The following is a 17,506-nucleotide window of genomic DNA, read 5'->3' on the forward strand; positions in this document are numbered from 1 at the left end:
GCCCATCATTGCCAAACCATCAGGCACGGCGGCACCAGCAGCGCCAGCGCCAGCACGGCGTAGATCAGCTGTAGCGGCACCATCCACTTGGCCCAGGTGATCCAGGGGATGCGCGCCAGGGCCAGCACGCCGACGGTGATGCCGGATGTCGGTATCATCGGTGTGGTGAATTCGCCGAACTGGAACGCCAGGATCGCGGTCTGGCGCGTCACGCCCACCAGGTCGGCCAGCGGCGCCATGATCGGCATGGTCAGCGCAGCCTGGCCGCTGCCGGAGTGGATGAAGAAGTTGATCACCGTCTGGATGCCGAACATCTTCCATGCCGCGAAGATCGGGCTGGACGACTGCACCAGCGGCATCAAGGAGTGCAGCATGGTGTCGATGATGTGGGCGTCGCGCGCCAAAATCATCGTGCCGCGCGCCAGCGCGATCACCAGCGCCGTGCCGACCAGGTCGCGCGCGCCCTGGATGAAGCCTTCGACGATCTGCGTCGAATCGAGCTTGCCCACCAGGCCGATGACGATGCCCATGGTCAGGAACAGCGCGGCGATTTCATCGATGTACCAGTCGTAGCCGACCACGCCGCCGACCATGATCACCAGCGAGCCGACGAAGATCGCCAGCACCAGCTTGTGCCGCCCCGTCATGCCGTGGAATTCGCCCAGGCCGTGCGGCTGCTCGCGGCGCTTTTCCAGGTCGAGCGCGTAGGTCGGGCTCAGCTCCGGCGTCTTCTTCACGCGCGCCGCGTACCACATCAGGAAGACGATGGTGATGGCGGTGGCGATGAACCAGACGATCAGGCGATAGCCCCAGCCGGAAAACACCGGCACGCCGGCGATGCCCTGCGCGATGCCGACGTTGAAGGGGTTCAGGAACGCCGCCGAAAAACCGACCTGCGAACCGAGGAAGGGGATCGACACGCCGGTGACGGTGTCATAGCCCAAGGCCAGCGCCAGCGGCACGAAAATCAATATAAACGGTATGGCTTCCTCATTCATGCCGAAGGTGGCGCCGCCGATCGAGAACATGGTCACGAACACCGGGATCAGCGCCTTCTGGATGAACACCGAGCTGTCGTGCGCGCGCGCCAGCGACTTGATCATCGAGTCGACCGCCTCGGTCTTCTGCAGCACGGAGAAGGCGCCGCCGACGATCAGCACGAAGCCGATGATCAGCGCCGCGTCCACGAAGCCCTTGATCGGCGCCTTCATCAGCGCCGTCAGGCCCTGCGGCGCGCTGGCGATGTAGTGGAAGCTGGACGGGTCGATCAGCTGCTTGCCGTTGACCAGGTGCGTCTCGTATTTGCCGCCGGGGACCAGCCAGGTGGCCGCCGCGATCAGCGCCAGGATGATGAACAGCAGGACGAAGGTGTGCGGCAGCTTGAATTTTTTGGTGGTCATGTTGTTTTGATTTATTGGCTCAGCAAATCGCCTGCGCGGAAGGCCTGGGCGCCGGCGACTTTGCCGACGTTCATGCCGCGTATCACATGGCGGTGCGCGCTGCGGGCGAAGAACACGCCGGCCACGCTGGCGCGGATCACCGTGGTCTCGCCGCTGACCGGGTCGATCAGGTCGGCGATGGCATCGCCCGGCGCCAGGCGCGCGCCGAGGTCGCGGGTGTAGACCAGGATGCCGGCGTGCGGCGCATACAGCGGCTCGACGCCTTCCAGCGGCGTGGCCTGGCACAGCGGCGCGGGCAGCACCGCGGCCGCCGCCGCGGCTGCGGCGTCCTTGGGCAGCAGCACGCCGCTCAGGGTCAGGAACTGCAGCAGGCCGGCGGCGTCCTTCTCGGCCAGCGCGTAGCTCACTTCCATTTCGCCGCGCAGCTCGACGGTGGTCGACAGGCAGGCGGCGGGGATCGGGTAGCGGCCTTCGAAGTGCTTGTCCAGGTCCCACCACAGGCGGCTGCAGGCCTCGTCGAACGGCTCGCCGCCGGCCTGGTAGGCCAGCAGCAGCGCGTGCGCGCCCATGATGGCCGACAGCGGCGCGATGCCTTCGGCCAGCGGCGTGCCGGCGTAGACGTGCAGCACGGCCTCGTTGTCGCAGTGCAGATCGATGACGATGTCGGCGTCCACCGCCATCGTCATCAGGGTTTTCTTCAGCGTCTCGGCGTCGGTGGCGGGCTGCCAGGTGGCGATCGAGGCGCGCGCGTGTTCGCGTATCAGCCGCACGTTGGCGTCGGCGTCCTGTCCCAGCAGGCCTTCCAGCGACTTTTTCAGGTCGTCGGCGACGTGCTTGTAGGAGCGGTTGAAGTTGATGCCGGTGGTCAGGTCGAAGCGGCCGAAGGCGGCGCCGTGGATCGCCTGCGCCAGGCCGATCGGGTTGGCGGCGGGCACCAGGATGACTTCACCGGCGATCTTGCCGGCTTGTTCGAGCGCGGTCAGTTCCTTGCGCAGGTATTGCGCGACCAGCATGCCGGGTACCTCGTCGGCGTGCAGCGAGGCCTGGATATAGACCTTTTTGCCGGTGCCCGCGCTGCCGAAGTGGAAACTGGTCAGTTCAAATGCGGCGTTGCTGTGCGGGCCGGAGAGGGGGTGTTTGTGTACTTGCATGGGTGAGCTAACACTATTTGCGGTCAAAGATTGAGTATGTAGCACTATTTTCACAAAGTAAATCGCTGCACGGCGAAAGGCGGCCTGCTTTCTTGAGTTTTCACGGCGATGTGCGTACAGTTAGTTTAATTGAATTATTTACATTGCTACCAGAGAGAATATATATGGGTGAATTGCACGGCATGCGGGTTTCGACGATGGCGCACTCGGTACGGCGCGCCCTGAGCGTGGGAGCGGTGATCGGGCTGCTGGGCCAGCAGGCCGTCGCGCAGGAGGCGCCGGCCGCGCCGGCGGCGGCGACTATCATGCCCAAGGTCGAGATCACCGGCTCGGCGATCCGCCGCATCGAGTCCGAAACGGCGCTGCCGGTGCAGGTCATCACCCGCGAGGACATCGAGAAGGCCGGCGTGACCACCGCGTCGGAACTGATGGCGCGCGTGTCGGCCAACGTCGGCGGCCTGACCGACGGCGCCAGCATCACCGACGGCCACGACCAGCGCGGCTTCAACAGCGCCAACCTGCGCGGCATCGGCACCTCCTCCACGCTGGTGCTGCTGAACGGCCGCCGCATGGCCAATTTCGCCTCGCCCGGCGACGACACCGGCGTCGACCTGAACAACATCCCGGCCGCCGCGATCCAGCGCGTCGAGGTGCTGCTGGACGGCGCCTCGGCGCTGTACGGCACCGACGCCATCGGCGGCGTGATCAACTTCATCACCCGCAAGGACTTCCAGGGCCTGGAGCTGAACGCCTACGGCGGCAAGACCGACGAGGGCGGCGCCGGCAAGCGCACCGCCACCATCAGCGCCGGCAAGGGCGACCTGGGCAAGGATGGCTACAATGTGTTCGCGGTGCTCGACGTGCAGCGCACCGACGCGCTGAGCACCTCGCAGCGCAAATTCATCAACAACCTGCAGATCCCCGAGCGCCTGCCGCACCTGCTGTCCGGCTATACCGGCCCGGCCAACATCCGCCTGACCGGCGCCCAGCGCGACTACCTGCAGGAGCAGGGCTTCACCATCAACGGCAAGCCGATCACCAACCGCACCATCAACCTGTCGGTGCCGAACTGCGCGCCGCCGGCCAACCTGTACCTGCCGACCGGCACCGGCGGCGTCGACGCCTGCACCTACAACTACATGGGCGACACCGAGCTGTATCCGAAGTCGGACAAGGTCAACCTGCTGAGCCGCGGCGTGCTGCAGCTGAACGCCGACAACCAGCTGTTTGCCGAGGTGGCGCTGAGCCGCTCGAAGACCAGCTACGTGGCCTCGTCGGCGCGCGTCAGGGCGCCGATCAACTACAAGAAGATTCCCGGCCTGGCCAAGTACGACCTGGAATCGGAGGAGGCCAGCGCGGACGACGACGTGGTCGGCGATGTCGAGCTGCGCATCCGCCTGGCCGAGGCGGGCCGCCGCACCAGCGAGTTGACCAGCGAAAGCCAGCGCTTCGTGGTCGGCATGACCGGCAGCGTGCGCGGCTTCGATTACGATATCGGCCTCAATCACAGCGTCAACACCATCAAGGACAAGGATACCCACGGCTATCTGCTGTACGACAAGCTGCAGGCGGGGATCTACGACGGCACGATCAATCCCTTCGGCCCGTCGGGCGCGGCCGGCGTGGCGCTGCTGAACAGTATCCAGGTCAACGACGACGTGCGCCACGCGCGCGGCGTGATGGATTCGGTCGACTTCAAGGTGTCGCATCCGGTCGGCACGCTGGCCGGCGGCGAGGCTGCGCTGGCGCTGGGCGGCGAGGTGCGCCACGAGCGCACCGACTTCACGCCGTCGGCGCTGCTGCTGAGCGATAACATCAACAACGACGCCGCGCCCGAAGGCGGCCGCGCCACCAGCGACAGCCGCACCGTGCAGGCGGTGTACGGCGAGCTGCTGCTGCCGTTGACCAAACAGTGGGAGGCGCAGCTGTCGGCGCGCTACGACCACTACCAGGTGGTCGGCGGCGCCGCCAGTCCGAAGATCGGCGTCACCTACATGCCGGCCAAGACCATGCTGTTCCGCGCCTCGGCCGGGCGCGGCTTCCGCGCGCCGTCGATGTCGGACATGTACCGCCCGACCATCTACGGCGCCACAGCCACCTTGCCGGATCCGCAGTACTGCGCGACGGTGGACAACAACTTCGCCGACTGCGCCGACAACTGGGATACCCGCCGCTATTCGAATCCGGACCTGAAGCCCGAGCGCAGCCGTCAGTACTCGGTCGGCATGGTGCTCGAGCCGAGCAAGCAGGTGGCGATGACGCTGGACTACTGGAACATCAAGCGCACGGACCTGATCAGCGAGATCGGCGACGACGTCATCCTCGGCAACCTGGCCAAGTACGGCAACCTGGTGCACCGCGACGAGGACGGCCTGATCGACTATATCGAGCTGCGCAAGGAAAACCGCGGCGCGCAGGTGGCCACGGGCCTGGACCTGACGCTGGACTTCCGCGGCGTGCAGACCTGGGCCGGCCGCTTCGGCGGCCACCTGTCCGGCACCTATGTGCTCAATTCGAAGATCCAGAACTCGGTCGGCGACGTCTACCTGAGCAATCTGGGCCGCTTCGTCACCGACGGCGTGGTGCAGCGCTGGCGCCATACCGTCACCTTCGACTGGGACCGGGGGCCGTATTCGGCCAGCCTGTCGAACACCTATTCGAGCGGCTATGAGGACCAGAACTCGGCGATCAACATCGACGATGGCTCGGTGGTGGCGTCGAACCACGTGAAGGCGTATTCGCTGTGGGACCTGTCGGGCGCCTGGCAGGCGACCAAGGGGCTCAAGTTCCGGGCCGGCGTGCAGAACCTGTTCAACACCGCGCCGCCCTATTCGAATCAAGCCTATTTCTTCATCTCAGGCTATGATCCGACCTACACCGATCCGCGCGGCCGCCGTTTCTATGCCAGCGCCAATTACGCCTTCAAGTAATGTAACGTAATGATGCTTTAAGTCGGATTGAGGAATAGATTGGTATCATCTGCATTATTACGGCGCCGCGCGAGAGCCCTGGCGCCGGTTTTCATCGGAAGGGCAACATGAAATTTACAGGTTTTGCGCTCCAGCGCCTTGTCATGCGCTTTGGCATGCTCGGGATGCTGGTGTTCTCCGGCGCCGGCGTGTGCGCTGCGCAGACGGCCGCCACGACGCCGGTCGCCAAGACCCATCAAGTGCAGGTCAAGGCCAGCAAGCCGGCCAAGGCGGTGCCCCCGCCCAAGCCGGTGCTGGCGCCGCCCGCGGGCAACCTGGTCATCATCGGCGGCGGCCTGCGGGCCGACAACGCGGAAGTCTGGCAGCGCATCGTGCAGCTGGCCGGCGGCAAGGGCGCGCGCATCGGCGTGTTCGGCTCGGCCTCGATCAACCCCGAGAAGTCGGCCCAGAACACCGTCAACAAACTCAATCAATACGGCGCCCAGGCCTTCTTCATTCCGCTGGGCGTCACGCTGCCCAACAGCGACTACCGCAAGGCGGCCGAGGACCCGGAAGTGGTGGCGGCGATCCATTCGGCCACCGGCATCTACTTCACCGGCGGCGACCAGGCGCGCATCACCAAGGCGCTGGTGCGCCCGGACGGCAAGCACACGGCGGCGCTGGACGCGGTGTGGGACGTGTACCGCGACGGCGGCGTGGTGGCCGGCTCCAGCGCCGGCGCGGCGATCATGAGCACCACCATGTTCTACGACGCCAAGGGCACGCTGGAGATGCTCAAGCAGGGCGTCAACGACGGCCACGAGATCGCCTCCGGCCTGGGCTTCATCGGCGACGACGTGTTCGTCGACCAGCATCTGCTGGTGCGCGGCCGCTTCGCCCGCATGATCCCGGTGATGTTGAAAAAAGGTTATCAGATCGGCCTGGGCATCGACGAGAACAGCGCGATGGTGGTCAACGCCAAGCGCGACGTCGAGATCATCGGCTACAGCGGCGCGCTGCTGCTGGACCTGTCGGCGGCGATCACCGACCGCGGCGTCAAGGGCTTCAACATCAGCAACGCCACCATCAGCTACCTGGACCGCGGCGACAAGTTCAACCTGGTGACGCGCGAGTTCACGCCGTCGCCGGACAAGGCCGACAACAAGCTCGACCCGAACGAGCCCGATACCCGCGAGCCGGTGTACACCAACGACATCCTCGGCAACAACGCGGTGCTGGACCTGATGGTCAACCTGATCGACAACGCCCAGCAGGAAGCCATCGGCATCGCCTTCGGCAATCCGCGCGACGTTTCGCCGGAGTTCGGCTTCGAATTCCGCTTCAGTAAAACCATCAACAGCGTCGGCTACAGCTCGACCGAGGCGGAGGCCTACTCGGTGCTCAAGCTGCGCATGGACATCAGGCCGATCCAGCTGCAGCAGCCGCTGTACCGCTACCGCTGACGGCCGCGCGAAATCGGTTATATTTAATGGGACGGCAGGCGCCGTCCCATTTTTTTGCCGGAGCCGCCATGGGCATGACCACCACCTTGTTGAAGCACCTGCTGCAGGCGACGCTGACGCTGGCGGTGCCGCTGGGCGGCGCGCTGGCCGCGTCGACCGTCGATCCGACGCTGCCGGTGGCGCCGGCCGGGCCCAAGGGATCGCTGGTCATCATCGGCGGCAACCTGCGGGCCGACAATGCCGAGGTCTGGCAGCGCATCGTGCAGCTGGCCGGCGGCCCGGGCGCGCGCATCGCCGTGCTGCCGTCGGCCTCGTCCGACCCGACGCTGGTGGGCGAGGCGATCGTGGCCCGGCTCAATGCCTACGGCGCGAGCGCCTTCCTGGTGCCGCTGGCGGTCAAGCTGGCCGACAGCGATTTCCGCAAGGTGGCCGACGATCCCGAACTGGCGGCCGCGGTGCGCGGCGCCGGCGGCGTGTTCTTCGTCGGCGGCGACCAGGCCCGCATCACGCAGGCGCTGGTGCGCGAGGACGGCAGCCGCAGCGCGGTGCTGGACGCGGTGTGGGACCTGTACCGCAACGGCGGCGTGGTGGCCGGCAGCAGCGCCGGCGCGGCCATCATGAGCAGCACCATGTTCTACGCGCCGAACACGGTGTTCGCCACGCTGCGCGCCGGCGTCACCGAGGGGCGGGAGATCGCGCCGGGGCTGGGCTTCATCGGCGACGACGTGTTCGTCGACCAGCACCTGCTGGTGCGCGGGCGCTTCGCCCGCATGATCCCGGCGATGCTGAAGAAGGGCTACAAGTTCGGCCTCGGCATCGACGAGAACACGGCGATGGTGGTGGACAACCGGCGCCGCGTGGAGATCGTCGGCCACAAGGGCGCGCTGCTGATCGACCTGTCGCGCGCCACCACCGATCCGGGCAGCGCCGGCTTCAACGTCTCGAACGCCGTCATCAGCTACCTGGACCGGGGCGACAAGTACGACCTGGCCACGCATACCTTCACGCCGTCCGAGGCCAAGGCATCGGGCAAGCTGCAGGCGCATGCGGCGGTGCTGCGCGAGCCGGTGTTCTCGCCCGATATCCTCGGCAAGAACGCGGTGGTCGAGCTGATGGAAAACCTGATGAACAACCGCCGCAGCGAGGCGATCGGCATCGCCACCAGCGGCCGCAATACGCCGCTGCCGGAGCTGGGCTTCCAGTTCACCTTCAGCAAGACGCGCGACAGCGTGGGCTACGCGTCGGCGGCGCCGCAAAGCTACTCCATCCTCAATATGCGGCTCGACATCCGGCCGCTCGACATCGGCCAGTCGCTGACGCCGAAGTAGGCGCCAAAGTAGACGCCCATCGCTGCCGCCTGCGCGCGGCCGCCGAAGTATCACAAAAATGTTACGCATGCGATTTAATCGCAACCATTGACATGCTCCGGAATGCTGGTATTATTCAATCATCCGATTAAAGCGGGTGCGATTAATAACCCGGAGTGAACATGAATCAGTCAACCGCGCCCTCGGGCGCCGCCCTCTCAACGGCGCTGCCGCAGTCTCTGCAATTGCTGGTGGCGCGGGTCGGCATCGCCGCCGTCTTCTTCCTGTCCGGCCGCACCAAGGTGCAGGGCTGGCTGACGCTGAAGCCCTTTACCTACGAGCTGTTCCGTTCGGAATACCATCTGCCGCTGATACCGGCGGAACTGGCGGCGCCGCTGGCCACCTACGCCGAGCACCTGTTCCCGTTGCTGCTGGTGGCCGGCCTGTTCACCCGCTACGCCGCGCTGGCGCTGCTGGGCATGACGGCCGTGATCGAGATCTTCGTCTATCCCGCCGCCTGGCCCACCCACCTGCTGTGGACCGCCGTGCTGCTGCCGCTGGTCGCGCAGGGCGGCGGCAAGTGGTCGCTCGACCGGCTTTTTTTTAAATAAATACATCGCATCCGCTGACATCGTGCACGTTTAAATGTAGTTCAACCTCAACTGAAAAGGAATCACCATGCTTACCTCCCGTTCCGCCCTTGCCGCATCGCTGGCCTTGACGCTGGCCGCACTGACCGGCGGCGCCCACGCCGCCGACGCCGCCAAGCCGACCGAAAAATGCTTCGGCGTCTCGCTGGCCGGCCAGAACGACTGCGCCGCCGGCGCCGGCACCAGCTGCGCCGGCACCTCCGTCACCGACTACCAGGGCGACGCCTGGACCCTGGTCGAAAAAGGTACTTGCACCAAAATCAAGACACCCAAGGGCTACGGCTCGCTGACCGCGAAGGACAAGAAATGAAAACCTTGAACGCAATCGCCATGGCCGCCGCGCTGCTGGCCGCCGGCATGTCCTCCTCGATGGCGGCCGAAGTGCCGACCGGCGCCAAGAACATCGTGCTGGTGCCGGGCTCCTTTGTCGACGGCTCCGGCTGGCGCACGGTGCACGACATCCTGTGGCTCAAGGGCTACCACATCACCGTGGTGGGGCAGCCGCATACGAGCTTCGCCGACGACGTGGCCGCCACCCGCAGCGCGCTGGAACAGCAGGACGGCCCGGCGATCCTGGTCGGCCACAGCTCGGCCGGCGCCGTCATCTCCACCGCCGGCGACGGCGACAAGGTCAAGGCGCTGGTGTTCGTGGCCGGCGTGCTGCCGGACGTGGGCGAGACGCTGGCACAGGTGATCGGCACGATGCCGTCGCCCAGCAACGACATCGTCGCCACGCAGGACGGCCACCTGTACTTCGACCGCGCAAAATTCAACGCGGACTTCGCCGGCGACCTGACGCCCAACCGCACCAACTTCCTGGCCGCGTCGCAGGTGCCGGCCACCGCCGCCGCCTTCAACACGAAGATCGCGACGGCCGCATGGAAGAACAAGCCGAGCTACGCCATCGTCTCCACCGAGGACCGCGCGCTGAGCCCGGACCTGCAGCGCTGGATGTACAAGCGCGCCGGTTCCAAGGTGACCGAGATCAAGGGCAGCCACCTGGTCTACATCTCGCAGCCGGAAGCAGTCGCCCAGGTCATTGTCGAAGCCGCGCAGCGCGCGCAGTAATTTTTTGAACCATCACCAAGGAGTATCACCATGAACCAATCCGTCGCTTCCCGTGTCAGCATCGCCGCCGCTTCCGCCCTGATGGCGCTGGCCTCCCTCACCATCGGCACCCACGTCAGCGCCGCTGAAAAAGACGCCACCGCCGAAAAGCCGGGCCGCTGCTACGGCATCAACACCTGCAAGGGCACCAGCCTGTGCGCCACCGCCAAGAACGATTGCAAGGGCCTGAATTCGTGCAAGGGCGAGGGCGTGCTGGTGCGCACCAAGACCGCCTGCCTGGCCGAAGGCGGCACGCTGACTGAAACGAAGTAATCATGAGCGCCACCGCTCCCCATTTCTCGGGATATGGCCTTGGCCTGCGCAAGGAGCACTACCGCGACTTCCTGGAAACCCGGGTCGCGGTGGACTTTGTGGAGGTCATCTCCGAGAACTTCATGATCGCCGGCGGCCAGCCGCGCCATATCCTGCGCCAGATCCGCGAACGGCATCCGGTCGCGCTGCATGGGGTGTCGATGTCGATCGGCTCGGCCGACGGCCTGCGCGCCGACTACCTCAAGCGATTGAAGGCATTGGCCGACGAGATCGAGCCGCTGTTCATCTCCGACCATCTGAGCTGGTCGCGCATCGGCGGCTTCAACTCGCACGACCTGCTGCCGGTGCCGTACACCGAGGAAGCGCTGGACATCGTCTGCGCCAATATCTCGCGGGCCCAGGATGTGCTGGGCCGGGCCATGCTGTTCGAGAATCCGTCCAGCTACCTGGCCTTCGGCGGCGCGGCGATGACCGAATGGGAATTCCTGTCGGCGATGGCCAGGCGCACCGGCTGCGGGCTGTTGCTGGACGTGAACAACGTCTACGTCAGCGCCGCCAACCACGGCTTCGACGCCAACGAATTCATCGCCGGCATCCCGTTCGAGCATGTGCGGCAGATCCACCTGGCCGGCCATAGCCGGGGCGCCGGCCTGCTGATCGACACGCACGACGGCCCGGTCAGCGAAGAAGTGTGGCAGCTGTATTCGCAGGCGATGGCGCTGGCCGGACCGGTGGCGACCATGATAGAACGCGACGACGACATCCCGCCGCTGGCGGACCTGATGCGGGAGGTGTCGACGGCGCGTTCGCTGGGCGCGCTGCGCGCATGGCACCGGGAGGCCGCATGATGCTGGCCGACCTGCAGCGGGATTTCCAGACATGGCTGGTGGCCGCCGAGCCCAGCGCCTCCATCGGCACCGATGCGCGCGCGATGGCCGGGCTGGCGGTCTACCAGAACAACTACCGCGCGCAGCTGGTGGGCTGTCTCGAGCAGTCCTACCCGCGGCTGCGCGCGTGGATAGGCGACGGGGCGTTCCGCACCGCCGCCATCAAGCATATCGACAGCCATCCGCCGCATGCGTGGACGCTGGATGCGTACGCCGACGGCTTCGACCGCACGCTGGCCGCGCTGTTCCCCGACAACCCTGACGTGTACGAACTGGCGTGGATAGAGCACGCCTTGTCGGCGACCTTCATTGCGCCCGACGCTCGCCCGCTGGCGCTGGAAGGCCTGGCGCAGGTCGACTGGGACAAGGCTGTGCTGAGCGTCGCGCCCTCGTTCATGAGCGCCGTCGCCATCACCAACGCCGAACAAATCTGGTCGGCGCTGTGGGCCGAAGAGACGCCGCCGGAAAGCGAAATGCTGGCGCGGCCGGTCGGCTTGCTGGTCTGGCGGCGGGGCTATACCTCCTGCCTGAAGCAGGTCGACGCGCTGGAGCACGAGGCGCTGCTGCGCCTGCAGGCCTGCGGCAGTTTTACGGAGCTGTGCGACTGGCTGGTCGAACGTCTGGGCGAGGCATGGGGCGTGACCAGGGCCGGCGAACTGCTGGCCAGCTGGCTGGCCAGTGAACTGATTACCGGTATCGACGCGGCATGACCGCATTCACCTCAAAGGAGCTTCACCATGTCTGACTCTGTACTGAACCGCCGCGGCTTTTTGCTGTCGGCCGCCGCCGGCGCCGCCGGGTTGTCGCTGGGCGGCGTGGCCTCCGCCGCGCAGGGCAAGGACCTGCCACCACCCGTCAAACCGAATACCGGCCCGCTGCCGGTGATGGCTGTGCGCCAGGTGGAGGCCGGCGTGCTGGACGTCGGCTATCACGAAACCGGGCCCGAGAACGGCCGGCCGGTGATACTGCTGCACGGCTATCCGTACGACATCCACAGCTACGTCGAAGTGGCGCCGATGCTGGCAGCGCAAGGCTACCGCGTGATCGTGCCGCACCTGCGCGGCCACGGCACCACGCGCTTCCTCGACGACGCCACGCCGCGCTCGGGCCAGCAGGCGGCCATCGGCCAGGACGTCATCGACCTGATGGACGCGCTGCACATACCGGAGGCGGTGCTGGCCGGCTACGACTGGGGCGGCCGCGCCGCCTGCGTGGCGGCGGCGCTGCGGCCCACGCGCGTGGTCGGGCTGGTGTCGGTCAACAGCTATCTGATACAGGACATCGCCAAGGCCAGCTTGCCGGCGTCGGCCAAGGTGGAGGCGGGCTTCTGGTACCAGTTCTACTTCCTGACCGAACGCGGTCGCGCAGGACTGACGGCCAACCGCAACGACGTCGCCCGCATCCTGTGGGAGAACAATTCGCCGAGCTGGCGCTTCGACGGCCCGACCTTCGAACGATCGGCCAAGGCGTTCGACAATCCGGACTACGTCGACGTGGTGCTGCATTCGTACCGTCACCGGCTGGGCGCGGCGCCCGGCTATCCGGACTATGAAAAGCAGGAAGCGAAGCTGGCCACCGGGCCGGTGATTCCGGTACCGGCGATCACGCTCGACGGCCTTGATGACGGCGTGATCCGCGCCACCGACGGCAGCGCGTCGGCGGCAAAATTCAGCGGTCCGCGCAGCCATCGGCGCGTTCCCGGAGCAGGCCACAATCTGTCGCAGGAGGCGCCGAAAGTGTTCGCCGACGCCGTGGCCGAGTTGGTCCGCAACGGAAAATGGCGGACATAGAAGCGCATTTTGGCCAGGCGCGGGATTACAATGGCGGTCACTTTTCACTGACCGCCGGGAGTCCCATGAACCGCTTTATCTCTTACGTGCTGGCGCTGGCCGTCACTGTGCCCGCATTGGCCGCTGCCGCGCAGCCGGCCACGGTCCGCCTCGACTATCTTCACAGCGGCAATGCGCTCAACGAGCAGTATGCGATGGAGCGCGTGGTGATCGAGCCGTTGCCGTGGCCGGGCGACATGAGCCGCACCATCGACGACACCAATCGCGGCAACAACATGGTGGAGGTGGTCGACGCCAAGACCGGCGATTTGCTGTACTCGCGCGGCTTCTCGACCATCTTCGCCGAATGGCGCAGCACCGAGGAGGCCAATCACGCCAATCGCGGCTTCCAGGAGTCGGTGCGCTTTCCGAAACCGGACCGGCCGGTGCGCGTGCGCATCCTGAAGCGGGACGACCGCAACGCGTTCTCCGTGGTCTGGACCGCCGACATCGACACCGATGCGATGGACGTGGTGCGCAGGCAGACGCCTCCACCTGATTTGGCCAAACCGATCGGCATCCGCGTCAACGGTCCATCGCCGGACAAGGTCGACCTGCTGATCCTGGGCGACGGCTACACCAAGGCGGAGATGGCGAAGTTTGAAGCGACCGCGCGCAAACTGGCCGACCACCTGTTTGAAACCTCGCCGTTCAAGGAACGCGCGAAGGACTTCAACGTCTGGGCGCTGGCGCTGCCGACCGAGGAATCGGGCGTGTCGCGGCCGTCGACCGGCGTGCATCACGCGTCGCCGCTGGGCGCGCGCTACGACATTTTCGGCAGCGAGCGCTATGTGCTGACCACCGACAACCGCGCCCTGCGCGAGCTGGCGCAGTACGCGCCGTACGAATTCATCGAGATATTGGTGAACAACGAGACCTATGGCGGTGGCGGCATCTTCGGCCAGTTCAGCACAGCGGCGGCCAACAACGACTGGGCCAACTACCTGTTCGTGCATGAATTCGGCCACCACTTCGCCGGCCTGGCCGACGAGTACTACACCTCGCCCGTGGCCTACCAGTCGACCGGCGCGCGCCAGGAGCCGTGGGAGCCGAATGCGACCGCGCTGCGCGATCCGGCCAATGTGAAGTGGAAGAAGTTCGTCAAAGCCGGCACGCCGCTGCCGACGCCGTGGCCGAAGGAGGCCTATGAAACGGCGTCGCGCGCCTACCAGAAGGAGCGCGCCGCGCTGCGGGCGGCCAACCGGCCGGAGTCGGAAATGAGCGCCTTGTTCCGCAAGGACCTGGAGTCGACCAATGCGCTGTTCTCGAAAGACCCGCACTTCCACACGGTGGGCGCGTTCGAGGGGGCTAACTACGAGGCCAAGGGCTACTACCGCCCGCAGATGCAGTGCATCATGTTCGACCGCAGCGAGAAGTTCTGCTCCGTCTGCGCCGACGCGATCGGCACCATCATCGACCTGTACTCGCGCCCCGGGACTCGGCGGTAAAATCAAGTTAGGTACGGTAGCGTACAGAGTGCTTTATCTCGTCGGCATATTCTGAATACGTGACATCGAAAGCCCCGCTTTCATATGATAAGAACGTATCCAAATCAACATCGAGAGGAAATACCATGAACAAAATTATCGCTACCCTGATCGCCGGTCTGTTCGCCACCGCCGCCTTCGCACAAACCCCTGCTGTCGTCAAAGCTGAAAATGACGTGAACAAGGACGTGGCCAAGGCCGAGCAGAAGGAAATGAAGGTGGACGCCAAGGCCGACAAGAAGGCTCATAAAGCCATCGCCAAAGCCGACAAGACCCACGACACCGCCGCCGCCCACGTTGAAGTGGAAAAAGCCAAAGCCAACGAAAAAGTAGCCAAGGCCGATCCGGAAGACAAAGCCAAGGTCGCCGCCAAGGGTGAAAAATCGGTCGCCAAGGCTGAAGAAAAAGCCGAGAAAAAGGCAGTGAAAGCCGACGCCAAAGCGATCAAGGAAACCGTTGACGCCACCGCCGACAAAGCGATCGCCGCCAACAAGACCGACGCCGTCAAAGCCAAAGGCGCTGCCGACGTCAAAGCTGCCGCTGCCAAGAACTAACTAGCAGCGGGATAAACCCGGGGTCAGGTCCGGCAATCGGACACGAGCTCTACCGTAGCGTTCGCTACGGTAGAGCTCGTGTCCGATTGCCGGACCTGACCCCGGGTTTTTTTAGACGATAGGCGTCAGCGAGGTTGGCTTGATCTTGGTCGCCAGCGCCTTGCCCTTGCGGGCGCGCTTGCCGAAGTGGACCGCCAGCGCCGATGCCGACAGACGCTCTTCCTGCGGCTTGGCGCCACGGCCTATGCCCGAGACGATCACGCCCTTCTGGCTGATAGGCTTGGCCGCGATCAGCGTTTCCTTGTCGTCCAGCTCCATCAGGATCACGCCGCGGCCACCGTTGGTCAGCACCTTCATCTCATCCATGCCGAACACCAGCACCCGTGCGTTGGCCGACAACACAGCCACCGCGCTGGCGCCTTCGCCGATTACCGCCGGCGGCAGCGGGACGTCGCCGTCCTCCATCGTGATGAAGGCCTTGCCGCCCTTGATGCGGCTGACCATGTCGCCGGCCTTGGCGACGAAGCCGAAGCCCGCGCTGGTGGCCAGCATCAGCTGCGTGGCGCCGCTGCCTGCGAAGTAGTGCAGGATGCGGGCGCCCGGCGCCAGGTCGATCAGCGTGGTGACCGGCACGCCGTCGCCGCGCGCGTTGGGCAGCGCCGCAACCGGCACCGAATACACCTTGCCGTTGCTGCCGAAGGCCAGCAGGTTGTCCACCGTGCGGCATTCGAAGGCGCCGTAGATCGCGTCGCCGGCCTTGAAGGTGAACTGCGTGGCGTCGTGGCCGATGCCGGTACGGGCGCGTATCCAGCCTTTTTCCGAAATGATGACGGTGACCGGTTCGTCCACCACCTTCTGCTCGACCACGGCTTTCTGCGCTTCCTCGATCACGGTGCGGCGGGCGTCGCCATACAGCTTGGCGTCGGCGTCGATTTCCTTGATGATGGCGCGCTTCATGGACGACGGGTTGTCCAGCAGGTCCTGCAGCAGTCCTTTTTCCTTGCGCAGCTCGGCCAGTTCCTGCTGGATCTTGATCGCTTCCAGGCGCGCCAGTTGGCGCAGGCGGATTTCCAGGATGTCTTCGGCCTGGATCTCCGACAGGCGGAAGCGCTCCATCAGCGCCGCTTTCGGTTCGTCCGAGTTGCGGATGATGTGGATGACTTCATCGATGTTCAGCAGGATGGTCTCGCGGCCTTCCAGGATGTGGATGCGCGCGTCGACCTTGCCCAGCTTGAACTGCGTGCGGCGGGTGACGGTGATGAAGCGGAATTCGATCCACTCCTGCAGGATGTCGGTCAGGCCCTTCTGGCGCGGGCGGCCATCGCCGCCGATCATCACCAGGTTGATCGAGGCCGACGATTCGAGCGAGGTATGCGCCAACAGCAGCAGCATGAATTCGGTCTGGTCCTGGTTCTTCGACTTCGGTTCGAACACCAGACGCACCGGCGCCGCGCGGCCCGATTCGTCGCGTATCGTATCCAGCGAATTGAGGATCAGCGATTTGAGCGCCAGCTGTTCCGGCGACAGCGCCTTCTTGCCCATCTTGATCTTCGGGTTGGTCAGCTCCTCGATCTCTTCCAGCACCTTCTGCGACGAGGTGCCCGGCGGCAGTTCGTTGACCACCGCCTGCCACTGGCCGCGCGCCAGTTCTTCGATCTTCCAGCGCGCACGCACCTTCATGCTGCCACGGCCGGTGGCGTACATGTCGCTGATCTGCGAGGCCGGAGTGATGATCTGGCCGCCGCCCGGGAAGTCCGGGCCGGGTATCATCGTCATCAATTCGCTGTGCGAGATCTTCGGATTGCGGATCATGGCGACGGCGGCCTGCGCCACCTCGCCCAGGTTGTGCGACGGGATTTCCGTCGCCAGGCCGACCGCGATGCCGGAGGCGCCGTTCAGCAGCACCATCGGCAGGCGCGCCGGCAGCAGGCACGGTTCTTCGGTCGAGCCGTCGTAGTTGGCCTGGAATTCGACCGTGCCGAGGTTGATTTCGTCGAGCAGCACCTTGGCGATCGGCGTCAGCCGGGCTTCGGTGTATCGCATCGCCGCGGCGCCGTCGCCGTCGCGCGAGCCGAAGTTACCCTGGCCGTCGACCAGCGGGTAGCGCAGCGAGAAGTCCTGCGCCATGCGCACCATGGCGTCGTATACCGACTGGTCGCCGTGCGGGTGCAATTTACCCAGCACGTCGCCGACCACGGTCGCCGACTTGCGCGGCTTGGCGGTGGCGTTCAGGCCCATTTCGTTCATCGCGTACAGGATGCGGCGCTGCACCGGCTTCTGGCCGTCGCACACGTCCGGCAGCGCGCGGCCCTTGACCACCGAGATCGCGTAGTCGAGGTAGGCGCGCTCGGCGAAGGTGGACAAGGTCAGCGTGTCGCCGCCATCGCCGCCGTCGCCGTCGCCCAGCGGGGCGCCCGGGCCGCCGGCGTCATCGCCGCCGCCACCGCCACCACCCATGGCGCCCATGCCGCCGTCGCCGCCCATGCCGT

The 17,506-nt window shown here is 65.7% G+C and carries 15 protein-coding genes; 12 read left to right on the forward strand and 3 right to left on the reverse strand.

Annotation, left to right across the window (positions count from 1 at the left end):
• Positions 1-5 precede the first annotated feature (5 nt).
• Together ACCD07_RS06015 and ACCD07_RS06020 are read right to left on the reverse strand one after the other, a co-directional pair.
• Complete coding sequence (locus ACCD07_RS06015) at positions 6-1,400, reverse strand: YfcC family protein (protein WP_176652421.1); 1,395 nt, start codon at positions 1,398-1,400, stop codon at positions 6-8.
• Between the two features lie 11 nt (positions 1,401-1,411).
• Positions 1,412-2,551 carry a succinylglutamate desuccinylase/aspartoacylase family protein gene (locus tag ACCD07_RS06020; RefSeq protein WP_353400984.1) on the reverse strand — a complete coding sequence of 380 codons (1,140 nt, stop codon included), beginning with the start codon at positions 2,549-2,551 and terminating at the stop codon, positions 1,412-1,414.
• Positions 2,552-2,715: 164 nt separating this feature from the next.
• Between ACCD07_RS06020 and ACCD07_RS06025 the strand changes: the two genes are divergently transcribed.
• The 12 genes from ACCD07_RS06025 (at position 2,716) to ACCD07_RS06080 (ending at position 15,017) form a co-directional block, all read left to right on the forward strand.
• Entirely contained in the window at positions 2,716-5,481 is a 2,766-nt protein-coding gene (locus ACCD07_RS06025; RefSeq protein ID WP_176652423.1) for a TonB-dependent receptor, read from the forward strand.
• 107 nt (positions 5,482-5,588) lie between these two features.
• The gene (locus tag ACCD07_RS06030) at positions 5,589-6,923 is read left to right on the forward strand and encodes a cyanophycinase (protein WP_176652424.1); all 1,335 of its coding nucleotides are present in this window, start codon (positions 5,589-5,591) and stop codon (positions 6,921-6,923) included.
• Positions 6,924-6,997: 74 nt separating this feature from the next.
• Positions 6,998-8,251, forward strand: a complete 1,254-nt coding sequence (locus ACCD07_RS06035; protein WP_413446798.1) for a cyanophycinase — start codon at positions 6,998-7,000, stop codon at positions 8,249-8,251.
• 161 nt (positions 8,252-8,412) lie between these two features.
• Positions 8,413-8,841 carry a DoxX family protein gene (locus tag ACCD07_RS06040; protein WP_353400980.1) on the forward strand — a complete coding sequence of 143 codons (429 nt, stop codon included), beginning with the start codon at positions 8,413-8,415 and terminating at the stop codon, positions 8,839-8,841.
• Between the two features lie 67 nt (positions 8,842-8,908).
• On the forward strand, positions 8,909-9,190 hold the full coding sequence (locus ACCD07_RS06045; protein WP_353400978.1) for a DUF2282 domain-containing protein: 282 nt from the start codon (positions 8,909-8,911) through the stop codon (positions 9,188-9,190).
• Complete coding sequence (locus ACCD07_RS06050) at positions 9,187-9,948, forward strand: alpha/beta hydrolase (protein WP_353400976.1); 762 nt, start codon at positions 9,187-9,189, stop codon at positions 9,946-9,948. The genes ACCD07_RS06045 and ACCD07_RS06050 overlap by 4 nt, the downstream gene beginning before the upstream one ends.
• Positions 9,949-9,978: 30 nt before the next feature.
• Positions 9,979-10,260 (forward strand): hypothetical protein, encoded by a 282-nt coding sequence (locus ACCD07_RS06055; protein WP_353400974.1) that lies wholly within the window; start codon positions 9,979-9,981, stop codon positions 10,258-10,260.
• 2 nt (positions 10,261-10,262) lie between these two features.
• Positions 10,263-11,108, forward strand: coding sequence for a DUF692 domain-containing protein (locus ACCD07_RS06060; RefSeq protein WP_353400973.1), 846 nt, complete (start codon positions 10,263-10,265; stop codon positions 11,106-11,108).
• Positions 11,105-11,857 (forward strand): DNA-binding domain-containing protein, encoded by a 753-nt coding sequence (locus ACCD07_RS06065; protein WP_353400969.1) that lies wholly within the window; start codon positions 11,105-11,107, stop codon positions 11,855-11,857. The genes ACCD07_RS06060 and ACCD07_RS06065 overlap by 4 nt, the downstream gene beginning before the upstream one ends.
• A 27-nt stretch (positions 11,858-11,884) precedes the next feature.
• Entirely contained in the window at positions 11,885-12,937 is a 1,053-nt protein-coding gene (locus ACCD07_RS06070) for an alpha/beta fold hydrolase (RefSeq protein WP_353400967.1), read from the forward strand.
• Positions 12,938-13,002: 65 nt separating this feature from the next.
• Positions 13,003-14,424 (forward strand): IgA Peptidase M64, encoded by a 1,422-nt coding sequence (locus ACCD07_RS06075; RefSeq protein WP_353400965.1) that lies wholly within the window; start codon positions 13,003-13,005, stop codon positions 14,422-14,424.
• Positions 14,425-14,549: 125 nt separating this feature from the next.
• On the forward strand, positions 14,550-15,017 hold the full coding sequence (locus ACCD07_RS06080; protein ID WP_353400964.1) for a hypothetical protein: 468 nt from the start codon (positions 14,550-14,552) through the stop codon (positions 15,015-15,017).
• Positions 15,018-15,128: 111 nt separating this feature from the next.
• On the opposite strand, the gene parC is transcribed toward ACCD07_RS06080, so the two are convergent.
• Positions 15,129-17,501 (reverse strand): DNA topoisomerase IV subunit A, encoded by a 2,373-nt coding sequence (parC, locus tag ACCD07_RS06085; protein ID WP_413446799.1) that lies wholly within the window; start codon positions 17,499-17,501, stop codon positions 15,129-15,131.
• Positions 17,502-17,506: the final 5 nt, after the last annotated feature.

The sequence above is a fragment of the Duganella sp. Dugasp56 genome (assembly GCF_047304105.1).
Lineage (GTDB): Bacteria > Pseudomonadota > Gammaproteobacteria > Burkholderiales > Burkholderiaceae_D > Rugamonas > Rugamonas hordei.

Bases quoted from the DNA above. Each gene is read 5' to 3' on its own strand.
- ACCD07_RS06020 (WP_353400984.1), bottom strand. From the start codon at position 2,551: ATGCAAGTACACAAACACCCCCTCTCCGGCCCGCACAGCAACGCCGCA.
- ACCD07_RS06065 (WP_353400969.1), top strand. From the start codon at position 11,105: ATGATGCTGGCCGACCTGCAGCGGGATTTCCAGACATGGCTGGTGGCC.
- ACCD07_RS06030 (WP_176652424.1), top strand. From the start codon at position 5,589: ATGAAATTTACAGGTTTTGCGCTCCAGCGCCTTGTCATGCGCTTTGGC.
- ACCD07_RS06050 (WP_353400976.1), top strand. From the start codon at position 9,187: ATGAAAACCTTGAACGCAATCGCCATGGCCGCCGCGCTGCTGGCCGCC.
- ACCD07_RS06045 (WP_353400978.1), top strand. From the start codon at position 8,909: ATGCTTACCTCCCGTTCCGCCCTTGCCGCATCGCTGGCCTTGACGCTG.
- ACCD07_RS06060 (WP_353400973.1), top strand. From the start codon at position 10,263: ATGAGCGCCACCGCTCCCCATTTCTCGGGATATGGCCTTGGCCTGCGC.
- ACCD07_RS06080 (WP_353400964.1), top strand. From the start codon at position 14,550: ATGAACAAAATTATCGCTACCCTGATCGCCGGTCTGTTCGCCACCGCC.
- ACCD07_RS06015 (WP_176652421.1), bottom strand. From the start codon at position 1,400: ATGACCACCAAAAAATTCAAGCTGCCGCACACCTTCGTCCTGCTGTTC.
- parC (WP_413446799.1), bottom strand. From the start codon at position 17,501: ATGGGCGGCGACGGCGGCATGGGCGCCATGGGTGGTGGCGGTGGCGGC.
- ACCD07_RS06040 (WP_353400980.1), top strand. From the start codon at position 8,413: ATGAATCAGTCAACCGCGCCCTCGGGCGCCGCCCTCTCAACGGCGCTG.
- ACCD07_RS06075 (WP_353400965.1), top strand. From the start codon at position 13,003: ATGAACCGCTTTATCTCTTACGTGCTGGCGCTGGCCGTCACTGTGCCC.
- ACCD07_RS06025 (WP_176652423.1), top strand. From the start codon at position 2,716: ATGGGTGAATTGCACGGCATGCGGGTTTCGACGATGGCGCACTCGGTA.
- ACCD07_RS06035 (WP_413446798.1), top strand. From the start codon at position 6,998: ATGACCACCACCTTGTTGAAGCACCTGCTGCAGGCGACGCTGACGCTG.
- ACCD07_RS06070 (WP_353400967.1), top strand. From the start codon at position 11,885: ATGTCTGACTCTGTACTGAACCGCCGCGGCTTTTTGCTGTCGGCCGCC.
- ACCD07_RS06055 (WP_353400974.1), top strand. From the start codon at position 9,979: ATGAACCAATCCGTCGCTTCCCGTGTCAGCATCGCCGCCGCTTCCGCC.